The 15,722-nt window shown below is 44.8% G+C and carries 12 protein-coding genes; 6 read left to right on the plus strand and 6 right to left on the minus strand.

The annotated features are described in order from the left end of the window. Nucleotides 1–50: 50 nt before the first annotated feature. From PN836_RS05075 to PN836_RS05090, 4 genes are all read left to right on the plus strand, one after another. Nucleotides 51–983, plus strand: coding sequence for a DUF2145 domain-containing protein (locus tag PN836_RS05075; RefSeq protein ID WP_395344182.1), 933 nt, complete (start codon nt 51–53; stop codon nt 981–983). A gap of 98 nt (nt 984–1,081) precedes the next feature. Then, nucleotides 1,082–1,561, plus strand: coding sequence for an inner membrane protein YiaA (yiaA, locus tag PN836_RS05080; protein ID WP_395345474.1), 480 nt, complete (start codon nt 1,082–1,084; stop codon nt 1,559–1,561). Nucleotides 1,562–1,895: 334 nt separating this feature from the next. Further along, on the plus strand, nt 1,896–2,462 hold the full coding sequence (locus PN836_RS05085; RefSeq protein ID WP_395345476.1) for a hypothetical protein: 567 nt from the start codon (nt 1,896–1,898) through the stop codon (nt 2,460–2,462). A 22-nt stretch (nt 2,463–2,484) separates the two neighbouring features. Continuing rightward, on the plus strand, nt 2,485–3,186 hold the full coding sequence (locus PN836_RS05090) for a crotonase/enoyl-CoA hydratase family protein (RefSeq protein ID WP_395344183.1): 702 nt from the start codon (nt 2,485–2,487) through the stop codon (nt 3,184–3,186). A 29-nt stretch (nt 3,187–3,215) separates the two neighbouring features. On the opposite strand, the gene PN836_RS05095 is transcribed toward PN836_RS05090, so the two are convergent. Then, a complete protein-coding gene (locus PN836_RS05095) occupies nt 3,216–5,114 on the minus strand; it encodes a sulfatase (protein WP_395344184.1) in 1,899 nt (632 codons plus the stop codon). A 199-nt stretch (nt 5,115–5,313) separates the two neighbouring features. After that, entirely contained in the window at nt 5,314–7,287 is a 1,974-nt protein-coding gene (locus tag PN836_RS05100) for an alpha-amylase (RefSeq protein WP_395345479.1), read from the minus strand. A 458-nt stretch (nt 7,288–7,745) separates the two neighbouring features. On the opposite strand from PN836_RS05100, the gene PN836_RS05105 reads away from it, so the two are divergent. After that, nucleotides 7,746–9,833: a serine hydrolase domain-containing protein gene (locus PN836_RS05105; RefSeq protein ID WP_395344185.1), complete on the plus strand. Its 2,088-nt coding sequence runs from the start codon at nt 7,746–7,748 to the stop codon at nt 9,831–9,833. Between the two features lie 325 nt (nt 9,834–10,158). Here the strand turns inward: PN836_RS05105 and PN836_RS05110 are convergent, their stop codons facing one another. Continuing rightward, nucleotides 10,159–11,301: a Gfo/Idh/MocA family protein gene (locus PN836_RS05110; protein WP_395344186.1), complete on the minus strand. Its 1,143-nt coding sequence runs from the start codon at nt 11,299–11,301 to the stop codon at nt 10,159–10,161. Nucleotides 11,302–11,741: 440 nt separating this feature from the next. On the opposite strand from PN836_RS05110, the gene PN836_RS05115 reads away from it, so the two are divergent. Then, on the plus strand, nt 11,742–11,915 hold the full coding sequence (locus tag PN836_RS05115; protein ID WP_395344187.1) for a putative RiPP precursor: 174 nt from the start codon (nt 11,742–11,744) through the stop codon (nt 11,913–11,915). A 70-nt stretch (nt 11,916–11,985) separates the two neighbouring features. Here the strand turns inward: PN836_RS05115 and PN836_RS05120 are convergent, their stop codons facing one another. From PN836_RS05120 to PN836_RS05130, 3 genes are all read right to left on the minus strand, one after another. Next, nucleotides 11,986–12,498: a nuclear transport factor 2 family protein gene (locus tag PN836_RS05120; RefSeq protein WP_395344188.1), complete on the minus strand. Its 513-nt coding sequence runs from the start codon at nt 12,496–12,498 to the stop codon at nt 11,986–11,988. Nucleotides 12,499–12,563: 65 nt separating this feature from the next. Further along, entirely contained in the window at nt 12,564–14,819 is a 2,256-nt protein-coding gene (locus PN836_RS05125) for a TonB-dependent receptor (RefSeq protein WP_395344189.1), read from the minus strand. Nucleotides 14,820–15,077: 258 nt separating this feature from the next. Next, nucleotides 15,078–15,719, minus strand: coding sequence for a peptidylprolyl isomerase (locus tag PN836_RS05130; RefSeq protein WP_395344190.1), 642 nt, complete (start codon nt 15,717–15,719; stop codon nt 15,078–15,080). Nucleotides 15,720–15,722 lie beyond the last annotated feature (3 nt).

The following is a 15,722-nucleotide window of genomic DNA, read 5'->3' on the forward strand; positions in this document are numbered from 1 at the left end:
CAATATGTCGCGCAATACAGGCCACTTGATAAATAATGAGGAAAATGAAAATGGATGTTGTACACGCTAACTCAAACGCGCTTATCCCGAACAACTTGCACCTAAATACAAGGAGTTATCGAAGGTCTCTTCCCGCCGTTTTAGTTCTACTTGCATTATTAGTATTGGGCCTAGCGTCGCTTTTGGCTCAAGGCGCACATGCAGGTAGTGAGGCAAATACGCAAGCTAAATATGCCCCAGAGACAATCGCAAAGTTCGCAAAAGGTGTTGAGCACTACGCGGCGAAACAAGGCGCACGTGCATTTATTATTGGCCGTGTGGGTCGCGCTGAAAAAGACCTACCAAAAGGAATTGAATTCACCCATACAGCCGTAGCCATTTATTCAAAAATTACGAGTCACAATGGGCATGACGAGTTCGGGTATGCCATTTATAACTTGTATCAAACACCAGAGAATAGGCAGAAAAGTTTTTTAATGACTGACTATCCGGTGGACTTTTTCTGGGGTGCGCAGGTGATGAAAGCAGGTGTTCTTATTCCAAGTGCTGAAGTCCAGCAAGGTTTAATAAAGCTTGTCGCATCAGGCAAACATAAAAGCTTACATAACCCAAGTTACTCGGTTATCGCTAACCCTTTTAACACGCGTTTCCAAAACTGCACTGAATTTACGCTTGATATGCTAAATGCGGCTATTTACCAAAGCACAGACCTTGTGCGCATCAAGCAAAATACGCAAGCCTATTTTAGACCTCAGACGGTTCGAACCAGTCGCTTTAAACTTGCCATGGGTAGCATGTTTATGAGCGATGTCACAATAAGTGATCATAAAGGTCAGATAAGAACAGCGACTTTTACAAGCATTGCCAAATATTTAGAAGAGTATGGATTAGTCAAAGAGGCAAGCGTTTTGACGCTTAATAGTCACGAAAACATCAAAGTAGGCGACGGCACAGCAGTGCTTGCCTCACGCAACTTACTGTAAGCAGTCTGCTTTTGAATTCTAAACAAGGAGTACAACAAATGAATAAAAGTACATCATCTTCAGCATCGAACTTGGGCTTAAGTTCTACGGAAATGTCAATGAATATACAAAACACGAGTAATCCACCCACAAAAGCGTTTCGCTACTCCGCTATTGCGGCATTATTGATAGGCACCGTGTCGTACATGATCGGATTGTTCAATGCGAGCATGGCTCTAAATGAAAAAGGTTATTATTTAGCCCTTATTCTTTATGGGCTGTTCTCTGTCGTCTCTTTGCAAAAAACGGTGCGCGACAAATCCGAGGCCATCCCAACTTCAAAGGTTTACTATATTTTAGCCTGGGTCAGCACTGCCATCGCCATCGCCTTGCTAGCAACTGGCTTGTATAATGCCGAGTTATTGTTAAGTGAAAAAGGCTTTTTTGGTATGGCATTTACCTTGAGTTTATTTGCGAGTATTACGGTGCAAAAAAACGTGCGTGATATGCAAACATATAAAAGCTTCCAGCCAGAGCAGACCTTTGATGCACCAAGCACGGTAAAAGCGCCTGAGAACGATGAAGAAAGTAGGCGCTAGGAATAAAAGCTAGGTACAACAAAAAGCCGAGCAAATGGATGTGCTCTCTCCATGAGTCTTATAAGCGGGGTATCGACAATAAATTCAGATTTAACTTCTCCTTGCTGGCAAAAAAACGTTAATCTTAGACCACAGTGCTTTCTCACAGTAGAATTCCCTAAAACCTGTGCTTGATATTACAGAACCCCAGTAAATCCAAGCATTATTGGAGAACGATTTGAATTTCTTAAACACGCACCCACGCTGGAAGATTTTCTTTAGTCAACCCACACACTTTGCCTTCCATCGCCCTCATTCCACATTGCTGCTCAGGCTCCTTGTTTATCCAGCGCTTATGCTTACTTTTTCATTGGGCTGTGCACATGCAGCGCCGGCTCCACTGGTCTCTATCCCAACTCACGACGCTTTTTTCGATGCCATAAAACTACGTTGCGGCAAGGCCTTTGAAGGTGAGGTTGTGTTTGATAATGACCCAAGCCCTGCATTTGACAATAAGCTCATTATGCACGTAAGGAGCTGCACTGATTCTCAATTACAAATCCCCTTTCATGTAGGAGAGGATGCGTCAAGAACTTGGATCATTACCAAAACTGGAAGCGGCCTCAGTCTCAAACATGACCATCGCAAATCCGATGGCAGCGATGACGCACTTACCATGTATGGCGGTCATACAGTGGATGCCGGCTATAATCAAGCGCAGTCTTTTCCTGCCGATCAATATTCAAAAGAGCTTTTTGTGAACCAAGGCATTCCGCAGTCAGTGGGCAATACTTGGCAAATGTTTGTATACCCCGAAAAGTTTACCTACCGACTCATTCGACAAGGCCGAGAGTTTCGAGTGGATTTCGATTTAACTACGCCCGTTGATGTACCCATCACACCTTGGGGATACGAAGAATAAACTTAAATATAAAGGACACACAATGACCAACACAGTCAGCTACACCTTACACGATAATGTTGCCACCATTGCAATGGACGATGGCAAGGCAAATGCCCTTTCTACAGAGATGATTGTTCAGCTCAACGCTGCCTTTGATAAAGCACAAGAAGACGAAGCGATTGTTGTTATTACCGGGAGAGATGGCGTCTTTTCAGGTGGCTTTAACTTAAAAGAAATGCAAAAAGGTCAGCAAGAAGCCATTGCGCTTACGGCCAAAGGCTCAAAACTTGCTCGTAGAATACTGGCTTTTCCAAAACCTGTCATTGCGCTAGCCTCAGGGCACAGCATTGCCATGGGTGCATTTTTGCTACTTGCGTGTGACTACAGAATGATTGCCGATGGAGAATACAAAGTTGGCTTAAACGAAACCCTCATTGGCATGACCATGCACAATTTCGGTATTGAGCTGGCCCGCTTCCGATTGCCCAATCATTACTTTAATCGATGCGTCATTAACGCAGAAATATTTGATGCAAAAGGCGCAGTTGACGCCGGTTTTGTTGACCGAACGGTGCCGCAGGAGCAAATGGCAGGCGCTGCTGCAATGGCAGGAAAGCTGTTCAGCCAACTTGATATGACAGCATTTAGAAATACCAAACTTCGTTCTAGAAAAGACGCGTTTGCAATTCTTGATCAAGCGATAGAGGATGATTTAGATCCCGCTAAGGTGCATGCTGTTTAATTTAAAGGCATACACCTTAGCGAAAATATCTAACGGTCTATCATGCTTTGAATGATACTTCTTTCATAGTCTTCACGCTCAGCGTTAGTGTCTGAAGTATCAAGCGTTTTACGAAGCAAATCGACAAGTTCGAGACGTTTTTCACCCTCGCTAAATCGGTCAATTAAATTTAGCGCATAAAGCCGTGCGATTGCATTGCCGGAAGTAGTATGTTTATAGGCAATATCCAAGTAATCGCTGTGCATGCGCTGAGAGCCTTGAGCCAACAATGCTTCGATTGCCACCAATCTAACCGCCTCGTCAACACTGAGAACAAGCAACTCTGTTTGTTCTAATATTTTGGCCGACATGGATTGAGGATAAGTCACGAGCGACATTAATGCCCAGTACTGCTTTATGGACGAAGAGCCTGTAAGCATATTGAGCAAAACCGCTTCTTTCTGGGGTTCTAAGCTTGCCTCTTGAAACCACGTGAACTCTTCTTCATAGTCAACCGCATCGCTACGCACATAGTCATAAACTGAGATATTCAGGCGCGCAAGCTCCCACTTCGTAACCTCTGGGATTAAGCCCGCGTCTTTGGTTTCCTTCATCCATTTTATATTCTCAGCCCGCATTCGCGCTAATTGCTCAGCGTATTCAGGTTTGCCTGCAAGATTAATGACGTTGTCAGGATCGTTGACGCGATCAAATAATAACTCGCCAGACTTAGGCATAAAGAACGCGCGCTGAGTGTTATTTAATTCGCCGGCTTGCCTCTTTTCATCCCAAGCCTGCATTGATGCAGAGCGCCATAAATACTGCAGGAACTGACCATCGGGTAAATGCGGCAAGTAATGACGAATATAGACATAACGATCATCTCTTACGCTTCGTGCTAAATCAAAGCGCTCATCCATACGCGCTCGATATCCATGCGCATAGGCCTTATTTTCAGCAGCGTATTCACCCAAAAATGCCCTTCCCTGCATGTATTCTGGTGGCTGAATACCCGCTAAACTCAATGCGGTTGGACCCGCATCGGCAAGCGTAATCATCTGATTGGTATTGATGTTTTTCGGCCGCAAATGGGCCAGCGAATCGGGGATGTGCACTATAAGCGGCACGTGCATCCCTGAGTCATACAAAAATCGTTTGCTTCGCCCAAGGGCACCGCCATGATCTGAATAATAAAAAATAATCGAGTTTTCAAACACACCATTTTGCTTTAGCTCGTCGATGACCAGTCCAACTTGACGGTCCATTTCAGAAACACGATTGTAATATTGTGCCCAGTCTGCTCTCACCTCGGGAATGTCAGGATGATAAAGTGGCACCTTCACTTGCTCTGCCATCTTTATAATATCTTCAGACGCAATACGCTCGTGTAAGCTACTCTCATGGCTCACAAAAATATTACGGACATGAAAAAACGCTTGCTTGTCGTCTCGATTTAGATAGCTAGCTTCCTCGTTCGACTCGTCCCAAGCGTTGTCTTGCCATGGGGTGTTATAATCGGTCTTTGCTCTATTAGAGGTATGGTAACCAGCTTCTTTTAAGTAAGCGGGAAAGAACCTTACAAAGGACGGCAACGGATATTGGCTGCGCATATTTTCGGTGCCCAAGCTGCTCGCATACATACCCGTTATAATTGCGTTGCGTGTGGGTGCGCAAACCGGCGCGGGTGAAAATACCTGGTCAAACTGAATGCCAGATTTGGCGAGCGCATCAAGGTTGGGGGTATTGGCCAATGTATCCCCATAGCTCCCAAGAAGTGGGCTATTGTCTTCACTAACAATCCACACAATATTAGGTTTTATCTGCGCTGAATGTTTTTGTGCTTGCTCTTGCGCGTGCGCTTTAGGTACCAAGACAGTAAATGAAGCTGCAAGTATACAAACAGCAAAGCCGTAAAGGTACTGTATGTTGATTCTGATGAAAGACTTCATGTGGTTCACTCCATAAAAGCCATACGCATCACGAAGTAGGTGTGTCATGTAAAAATGCGTAATGATCTAAACAAGCATAGTCTGCAACAGATCAGATTGCATTTACAAAAAAAAAGCGCCTCAGATCAAATATCTGTAGCGCTTTGATGATCTTAGCTATTGTGGTGTTGAAGTGTAGCTAAGTGATGCGAATATACCCTTAAAAATCGCTTATTAGCACACCGCTTTGGCTGAAACTAAATCGGTTTACCTTGCCACACTGAGCAAAGTGATTGTTAGACGTATAAGGCGTATTGCTTTGATTTATGTCTGACTCCCAGCCCTGCCCGTTCTTCACAAAGGCTTTGAGTTCAAACCAACCGTTTACGGTGCGACTGCAGTCCATTTCGACATCTAGCATCCAATGATGGTCGCCCCAAGAATTAAGCACCTCTTCACCAAAGCCATCTACCGCAACGCTTTTATAGTCGCCCCATGCGGCTGGCCACGAGTTGGTTGTCCAATCTAATGCAGTGCCTTCTGCCTCATTGCTTTGACCAGACTGCACGCCATACCAGTCAAGCTCACTATCGTTGAGTTTCCACGGCGCGGTGGTGACGTTCCGTAAATTTTGATGACGAATGGGAATCGAACATTCGCGGTTGGCAACGCTGCATTGCTTGTCCAAATTGCTTGCTGCATAGGCATGGTCAATACCTCCACGAACAAACATATCTTGCCCTGCAGAAGTTTGTGCTTCAATAAATATCACCGTGCGCTTCCAGTCAGTCGTAATAGGCCCGGTAATTTTTGCATTTTTATGGATGGCAACAGCATCCCAAGGTGCAATATTTAATACTGCATCACCGCTGGCATTTACAGTGACTGTTTCACCGCTACAGCTACTCCCGTCTGCGGAAAGCTCGCCCTTTAACACATTACAATATGTACCCGGCGTTAACGACGATGGCAAACTCTCAACCAGGGCAGATTGCTCCTTATTGATTGCTACAAACCCACTACTACCTCGACTAAAGGCGATTTGGTTGTTGCCATTCGACCACCAGTTTTGCTTCGAAAATGCGTCACTGGTATTGTTGCGAAAGTCCATGGCGCCGGCAATATACGACCAGCGATGCTCGCACTTCCAGTTATCTGCGAAACACTCTAAGTTGCCTCCATTGTGCACTGGCACCGATGGCCCACCAACGTCAGTGTCGCCATGAAAGTCGTAGCTCGACATTACTTTGGGATAGCCGTAGGGATAGGCAAGCATAAATACGTTAGCAAGATCGTAAAGTCGACCGTCTTCAAAGGTAATGACGTTGCCGCCTCCGCCATGTCCGCGCTGATTGTCATGGTTATCCACAAACACGACGGCTCTGTCGCTTGGCATAAAACCCCAACCCTCACCAAAGTTGCTCAACCAAGCCAGTTGACCATTTCGAAATGTATTGCCTATTTCAACGCTGTACTTAAATTCCGTGACCAAACCGTTGGCAAAGTACTCGTTTGCGCCAATCGCTTCACCACCTTGATCGATAACTTCTTGAAAGATGACTGGCTCACCATTTAGCTTAGCAACAACGCCTGCAACATCTTCAGTCGGCATATGTTTTGATGCATCAAAACGAAACCCTTTTACCCCTATCCCAATAAGGTCGTTCAAGAAATCGGCGATAGTGTTCTGTACATACGGCGCGTCAGTGTCTAGGTCGGCTAACCCAACCAACTCACAGTTTTGTACTTGCCAGCGATTACCATAGGAGCTAATGGGGCAACTAGTATGAAAGTCTTGAGGGGAATAATTAGGATACTGCTTGGCGCCAAACGGATTACCGGCCGTGCCAACACCGCTGCCTGCTGCCATATGATTGATAACTGCGTCTACGTAAATATCGACTCCTGCTGCCTCACAGCGTTCAACCATATCGATAAACTGAGCACGATTGCCCCCGCGACTTTCCAACACGTAACTGACTGGTTGATAGCGCGCCCACCATTGGGACACGTTGATATGTTCGTTCGGCGGAGAAACCTGAACTGCCGCATAGCCCTTAGGGCCGAGAAAGGTTTCACATTCGGTGGCAATATCAGGCCATGACCATTCAAAAAGATGTACGAAAGTGCTGGGTGCCGCAACGGTAGGCTGCATCGCACTTGCCACCAATAGGGCTGCTGCAAGGGTTTTCATTTTATGTTGTAAAAGAAGTCGCATAAGTGTTCCTGTTGATTATGTATACCAAAACGCTAATGCGATAACCGCAGCTACCATCCCTTACCAACACGCATTCGATTTGGTTGTTCCGGTGCGATCAATGCAACCGTGGTTCAAACATAACGCCTTAAATGCGAATTACTACTGAATACGTATGTAATTAATTTGTTAAAAATGTTAATTATAATATAGTGATTTTTGGGAGGATACGCCTTAGAGAAAATCAACGATTTATTTAGGTGGCTCGTTAAGTTTAAGCTCAATTAGCCTCTCAATTACGCCTGAATACTCTTAGTCGAAATAGGTACAAGCTACAGCCATGCTGTTTTAATCGCATCAAATCCTGTGCTATCCTGACGACTCAAGTCATTATAGTTTACAGCTCAGTAAACCGAAGTTATTGACACAACGTGCCATTGAAAAGGAAGCATATTATGCGCATTTTCACTGTAGTTGTTGTCGTTCTAAGCTTAGTTTGTTCGTTTAAATTAAACACTGCTTTGGCTTCTAATAGCCTACAAACCCTACAAATTAAAAAGCCAGATCGTATGGTGATTCTCTCTGCCGACCTAAACTTGATTGTTGGATCAGGAGAGTTCGTTCAATTTAGAAGAGACCTGTCATTTGTAAAACCTGAACTACTTCGCTTTGAATGGGACTTGCGGATCGACAACGCAAGCGCTGCACATTGGGAAATCAGCAAACCAAGCACTGGCGAAATTGTTCTATCTGGTAAGATTTCACCGGCTCCCAAAAAAGGAAGTAAACGCACATTAGTAATTGATGCTAAGTCCTTTATGTCAAGTTCACAGCCTGCTAAAAACCAAGTGTATAGAGTGAAGCTATGGCCAATTAATGGCGATGATAAAAAAATGGGCGGAGGGTCGCATGTTGTTACCCTTACGCATTTAAGCGAAGCAAATACCCCGCCCGGAACAAACTTTGGTGATGGAGCATCTTTCCCAAGAATTGCTTTAGCAAGTAAAAGTGAAAATATCAGGCAGATTAATCTAACCCAGCTGTATAACGCGCATATTGATCTTGTCCTGCAAATTGACAATCCGCGTAGTACCCCGACCGACCCAATGTTTTTGAAAGTAATTGACAATAGTCTTTTGTTTAGACAGAACTCAGTAGTAGAGATTCCAAGCATTCAAGCCAATCGCAGCGTGACTCGAAATATCAGGCTTATGGCCATATTACCGCCGCCTCAAAGTCAGTTGCCTAGTCGGCAACAAATGCGTGTATGGCGAAATCAGCACGCACAAAAATGCGGTGCTGAGTTGAAGGTACAACTAAATTGGCGAGGAGAATCAAGTCAAATGCCCATGGTGGCAACCCAAACTACAGCGCTAGTTCCCTTAGCTTGGCACGACGTGAATCTGATACCGCCCAATCGAAAGCAATGTAGCGGTGGGCAATGCACCAGCAGTTGTGCAGTCGAAAGAGAGCTTCGCACGTTATTAGATGGCAAAGTACAAGGATATTCGTTTGCACTTGGTCAATACCCGCATGCCAATGGAGGTGGCTTCGCAAGGCGTTCAGATGACGGTGAAATGAAGTTCACAGGCGACACAAAAGTGACTGTAGCGAGCATAAGCAAGTGGATAAGCGCGATAGGTGCAATGGCTATATTAACCGACAATAATCTTAATATTCTAAGTCCAATTGGAGCTTTCTTCCCACCTGATTGGAACGTAGACCCTTTCTTTCTGCAACTTACTTTCGATGACCTTATGCGGCAACGCTCAGGCATTATGGATTATGGAAATGTAAAGCAAGACTTTGCTCAAATTCGGGCATTTATGGAACAAGATGTTGACCCTGCTTGGACTACCACATGCCAACCTTCGTCGGTCATCAATCCAGCTAATGCTGTAAACATGGCGCGAGGTTTTTGCTATTCCAACTATAACGCAGCGCTCCTGCGCATCCTCCTTCCTAGAGTGGCAGGGAGAGTAAACGGTTCGCCGGACTCAGCGGAATATGACAATGCCTACGAGGCGCTCATCAACGAATTCGTGTTTGAGCCAGTTGGCGCAGAGCAAACAGGATGTCGCCCTCCTGACTCTGGAAATTACGCGTTTGGATACAACCGAAGCAGCACAGGGAAAGGCATGGACTGGGGAGATGTTAGAGACGAATGCGGTGCTGCAGGTTGGTATGTATCTGCGGCTGATATGGGCGCCGTTTTAACGTCTATTTTGCAAAGAGATGGAAGAATTTTGCGAGAAGACACAGCGAATCCGCTCGCCCCAGTCATGCAAACGCGGGCCTTAGGTTTAGATATTTCAAATGCGTTTTGGATGGAAAAAAATGGAGGGTGGTCTGGTTGTAGCGACGACGGATGTGGTCAGATTGGCACCTCAGCAGCCATTTACTTGGGCGGCACTGGCAACGGCGCTGGGCCTGCAATGGTAGGCGTATTATTCCTTAATTCAGACGTTGATGCTGATGGAAACCCTACGTCGGCGCGCGGAATTTTGCAGCAAGCCTATCAAAATGCTCTTGAGGCACAATAATACAGCAAACATTCGCTTGTTAAAAAATACGGATTGCGTCAGTGGCTTGGGCGTGTTGATTTTTGCTGTATGAATTTTGTACGCTCTGTGTGTTCATCGATCGCGGCACATGCTCGCAGGTGCAGTGTATCTGCATCAAGAGCATGTAACAAAGAGCGGTGGACACACAGAGCGTACCCTTTGTGGCTCCCACAGCAGTGAGCGCTTGTGCACCATTTATACTGCATCATCGCAATTTTATGTAGATGACTACACTTCAATTGCGTTTCTTTGTCTAAATAGCGCACAAACTGCTGCAAAATCATACAGAAAAGATCAACACGCCCTAGTTTAAAGCTACTGACGTACCTTCTTCTGCGCTGATTCTTGCAGCATCGAGTATTTCCATTACAATCATATTATTATCTAAAGACGATAAATCATTTTTATCCAGTGTAACGCTCCCTTCGATAACAGCCTTAAACAAACTAAATGGGTCATCAAAAGGATATGGACGTTCAGGCAAAGTCTTTTGAGTTTCGTCAAAATTATCATAGCCTTTGGCAACACGCTGTCTAAAATCGTATCGATTGTCAGAGTACAGCACCCCTTTAAGCCCATAGGCCTGCATGTCTTTACGGCCAATTGGCCAGTTCCACGATGCTTGAATGGTTACTTTCGCTTGCGGATAGCTCAGTATAATTGTTGCCTCATCGTCAACAAGGGGATTGTTTTCTTTTTGTAACTGATGAGTCACAGCCGTAACGTATTGTGGCTTTTCTCCATTGAATAACCATGTGGCTAAGTTAGCTCCGTAGCAACCAAAATCGACAATCGCACCGCCGCCATTTTCTGCGGGGTCAATCAGCCATTCAAGAAACTCGCTGTTGATGCCTATTTTCACAGGCCCTCTGTGTCCATCATTCACGATTAGCTTGCGTAATTCACCCACGGCGCCGGCATCTAACACTTTTTTTAGTTCATGTACGCTTGGGTACCACGTAGTTTCATAGTTAGTGAGCAAATGTATGTTGTGCTGTTTAGCTAGCTCATACATTTTATTTGCATGCTCCATGTTAATCGCAAGTGGCTTTTCAACCATGACATGAATACCTAAAGGCGCTGCTTTTTGCACCACTTCCAAATGCTCACGAATACTGCCAAAAGCGGCGAAGGCTTGAGGTGATGTTTTCCCAATCAGCTCATCCATAGTCGGATACACTTTAGCCATATCGTATCCATGCCTCTTCGCATACCGTTCGGCTAATTCTAGATTGCTTTCTACAATGCCAACGATCTCAATATCGCCGCGCTTTTCACTTTCGAAAATCCAATGGACATGCGTGTGCGTGAGGCCTATTACGCCAATTTTAAGCTTAGTGGTTTGATTGTCACCTAAACTGCTTGCATGGCATACGCCAAGCACCGCATTAAATAGGGCAAATGCAAATAGTCTGACGATTAAAGCCTTCATTACGCTCTTTTGCATGCCTTGCACCATCTGATAGTTCCTTTTTTGGAGACTAACTCAAAGTAAGTGTAAATGCTTGCGGATTTGCATAATTTTGACAATTAGCATTGGTGCTAATCCTTAGTCTTTGTGAGCTAAATACTTCACTTTTTTGCGCACCGTTGAAGTGCATCTGTCGCGAAAAATGCACACAACCAATGCATTTGTGAGTGAGTCACCGTGAGAAGAGCAAAAAAACGAGCAAGAAATACGAGCATAGTGAATATTTTTTTTATTTAGGCAATTTGGCTCTTTTGTATGATTTTACTGCCGATAAGCTTAATGCTTGGGAAACTTGCCTTGCAAATTTTTCGATTGAAACAGAGGCCGCAATGTAAAGTGGTACAAGACTTGTATCTAATTTACTGAACGTTTATGCCAGCCGAGCATTAGGCGCAACAAAATATAGGGATTTCGCTATGACGACTGCTAAAGATAAACACGCAAACACAGCCGATAAATACAACTTAAAAAGCTATGACAAGCCAGAGTTGTCAAACCCAGGCTCACTTGCCGAGCTTACGGAAGGATTTTCAGGCAGCATTCCTGATGAACAGGGCGGCCAAACCAAGCGTAACCCGTTTGCCGGCTGATTTGCAGAATATATCGCGCTTGGAAAGCAGCTACACTTGCATTCCAAGCGTAGCTTCAAATCCTTAGCCTTTATTTTACCTTAGCGTTTCGCTCAGCAAACGCCTCCTTATTTATGTCAGCAACATCGAAAAATGCTTCATTAGCCACCAATACAGTCATTGAATAATGCGCAATTTTCCATTCATCTTGCACTTTTGTTAATACGCCTGTACCTCTGAATCTCCCCCATTTGGATGAGACTATTATTTCGTCAAACCAAGCTGTGTCACCACTATCGGAAAAACTGATATGACGAACTTCTGGTGTGTAGGTCCAGCCTGTTCCACTCTTAAATCGTTCTGCTACGTATTCATCAAGCGTTGTTGGTCTACTCCAGCGCTCCCAATCATCAGTGCCCATGAACACACCGTTTTCAGTAAAAGCGCCAAGGTATGCACTTAGATCCGCTTGACTAGCTGATTCATGAAGGCCATCCATTACCGCGTTGACCGCGCCTTCGTCGGCATTGCTGTTACTTAATAATGCTGTACTGTAAAATGGAATAACAACACAGCCAAGTAATAGTACTCGCCACTTATTCATGATCGTATCCTTTTAAAACCCAGATAGGTGGCTCTCAATAGCTCAGAACCACCGCAAAGTTATCTTTAGTACTGCCCTCTAAACGTCACACCAATGGTTCTTGGCATTACGCGTATCGCGGCAGGTTGGTCAAACGGAGGACGGCCAATCGCTCGAACCACTCCATCCTCATCAAACATATTATTGGCAAACAGCGACACTTCATATACGTCAAAGCGCAATCCAAAGCGAAGGTTAGCCACGGTGTAGGCATCCATTTCCCGATAGTTAGGTCCATCTACGTTAAATTCAGTTGCTCGGTCACCGATACACTGAACATTGAAAAACGCAAAGCCAAGATAATTATCCATCACAGGACGCTCATACTGTGCACTGGCGTTAAACGTAGTTTCAGGCACAAAGGGAGCAGGATCGCCTTTCACGGCAGACAGGTTGGGGACGTCAGCGTCCAATGTACTGTCAATGTATGCGCCGCCAGCGGAAAGCGTCAACTCGTCTATTGGTTTTACACTTACTTCAAACTCTATACCTTGACTCGTAGCCTCGCCCACATTTTCTCTAAATCCAAATCCGCACTCGAAGGCACGGCTGGTTTGCATGTCGCTCCAGTCAATGTGGAACACCGTTGCGTTATAGCTAAATACACCCGTGCGCGACACTCCTTTAACGCCAAGCTCGTAGTTCCAAATTTCGTCGGGGGAGAAAAAGCGTGTATCACCGCCCTCGCGCTGAACCTCAGCTAGCTCGTCAGCACATACTGACTCGGGTATGGCGCCATTAATACCGCCGTACCTAAACCCTTTGGAGGCTTCCACATAAACCAGCGTGTCGTCATTAACACTGTAGGCAACATTCAGTTTGGGGTTAAAGCCATCAATGGACTCTTTAGGCCTGACGTCTCCTACCGCTTCACCATTGAACAAACCTGATTGGTAAAACTCAATCTCCTGCTCCCAATTAAAATATCTTAGGCCAGCAGTAATTGAGAAATCTCCAATATCATAGTAAGCCTCTCCAAAAATCGCATAAGTCTCTACCGTTAAATCATCAAAACCATAGAACAAGTGATCGTCCGGGGCGCCAAAAAACGAAGACGGTGTTCCTAACACTGCGTCGGCTCCTGGTACGGGAAAGGTATTTTCATAGAAAACATCTCGTTTATCGGCGTAAACCCCTGCCGTCCATTGCAAATCATCATCGCTCGTTGAACTGAGTCTAAATTCTTGCACCAGCACCTCGGAATCAGTGAAATCAATAAGCTCGTGAGGCACAATTCCGGGTGGAAGTGCAAGCTCAAACAGCAAATCTAAAGAGCGTCGGTTGATAATAGAACGGTCGAAATAAGAGCTGGAACTCACCAGCTCAGCCCATCCTAAATCGTATTTAAAGGTAAGGTTGGCAATGTTGACTTCATCATCAAAACCGTCGAAGGTTTCGTAGTTTCTTGTAAAAGGTGGCGTGGCGTCTATGTCTTGGGGATAGCCATTGTCAGAATAGTCATGATGAAATAGATTAAGCTCTACGCGTAGTTTATCAGTTGGAAAATACAGCGCCGCTATTTTAACGCCCTGAGATATGCCGTCATTAAGGTCTTGTTCACCATTTACGACGTTGTCAATGAAGCCGCCATTATCCATATAATATCCGCTGGCTCTAATGCCCAATTCGTTCTCAATGATGGGGGCATTCACCAGACCTTGGATTGAGTAGTTTTCAGAACCACCGCTAATGGTTGAGGCATTAGCTTCGTATTTACCACCGAACTCGCTTAAGTCAGGCTCGTTCGACACTAACCTAACCGTTCCAGTCATTGAGCCTGCGCCAAAGAGCGTGCCTTGAGGCCCGCGCAGTACCTCGACGCGCTTTAAGTCGAAAAGCGCAAATTCAGGATTCATCCCCCCCATAGAAATGGGTATTTCATCCAAATAAATCCCAACGGTCTCTTGATTTTGGGTATCGTTGTCATTCCCGCCGCCGTTCGCGATCCCACGTATCGACAATCGTGTTCTGCCGGGTCCGTTTTCATAAGCTGTTAAGCTAGGAACCACACCCAGTAAATCAGTAAAGTCTGTGGCACCTAAATTTTCAATCAGTTCCTCAGTCACCACATTGATACTGATGGGTACGTCATTCATGGCTTCTGAGCGCTTTCGCGATGTGACTAATATCCGCTCAACAGCGGTTTCATCAGCACCGGCAGCGTTGGTTTGTGAATGAGCGCTTAAAGGATAGATTATGCTTGAAACCGCGATAAAAATGGTCGTTTTTGCAAAGCGTCGATGGGCGTTGAAGGTTCCACAGCTGGATTTTTGGTGAGTCATGTTGATGTTTTCCCATAGTGGTGATTAGTTATTTTAATCAGCAAACATCACTGCGCCTCATTGAGGCTAATTCGCTATATTTTTATGTACTTTTTATTCTTTATCATTATTCCTATGCTAGCGTCTCTTACTATAGTCGCTTTTTAGTGCTTCATACAAATTATTGATTTTTATTGAAAATTGCCCACTTAGATGTAGCCACTGTTTAATGCATAGACTGACTATTGAGCAATAATTTACCAGCCTGAGTCAGCCGTATTAATGTACAATGCTAATATCTGAAATGATAACTGGATCGTTGAGAATCTGACCGTTCACATATTCGTCGGCATGAACTTTGTCAGACGGTAAGCGTGCTATTTTATCAACGATATCCATTCCCTTTATTACCTTTCCGAAAACCGCAAATCCTTGTTTATCGGGGTGTCGTAAACCGCCGTGATCAAGGGCTGGATTATCCTGAAGAGAAATAAAAAACTCCGTCTGTGCAGTGCCTAAATTACCTCGCGCAAATGAAATTGCCCCTCGAACATGCTTTAAACCAGTTTGCTTAGTAGATTCGTGAGCTATGGGTGGATACGCAGCGCTAAAGTCGTTGCTAAAGTCAGCATTGATGCCACCCTGCAGAACAGTAATCGTAAGAGGGTGATTGTCGTTCGTTGGGTTGACCGTGCGATAAAAAGTCGAACCATTAAATTGACCAGCTTTAACGTATGCAATGAAATTATTCGCGCTAATTGGCGCATTGCTGGTGTCAATTTCGATGTGGATATTGCCGTGTTGAGTGGCTATTAATGCGATAGGTAGCTTGTCTTTATCAGAAAAATCACATCCAGTTAGAAGGATTAAGCTTAAAAATAATGTGATGACTATAAAGGCTTCAACAAATAAATTACGCATCAA

This window comes from Ningiella algicola (genome assembly GCF_028401415.2).
Taxonomy (GTDB): Bacteria; Pseudomonadota; Gammaproteobacteria; order Enterobacterales; family Alteromonadaceae; genus Glaciecola.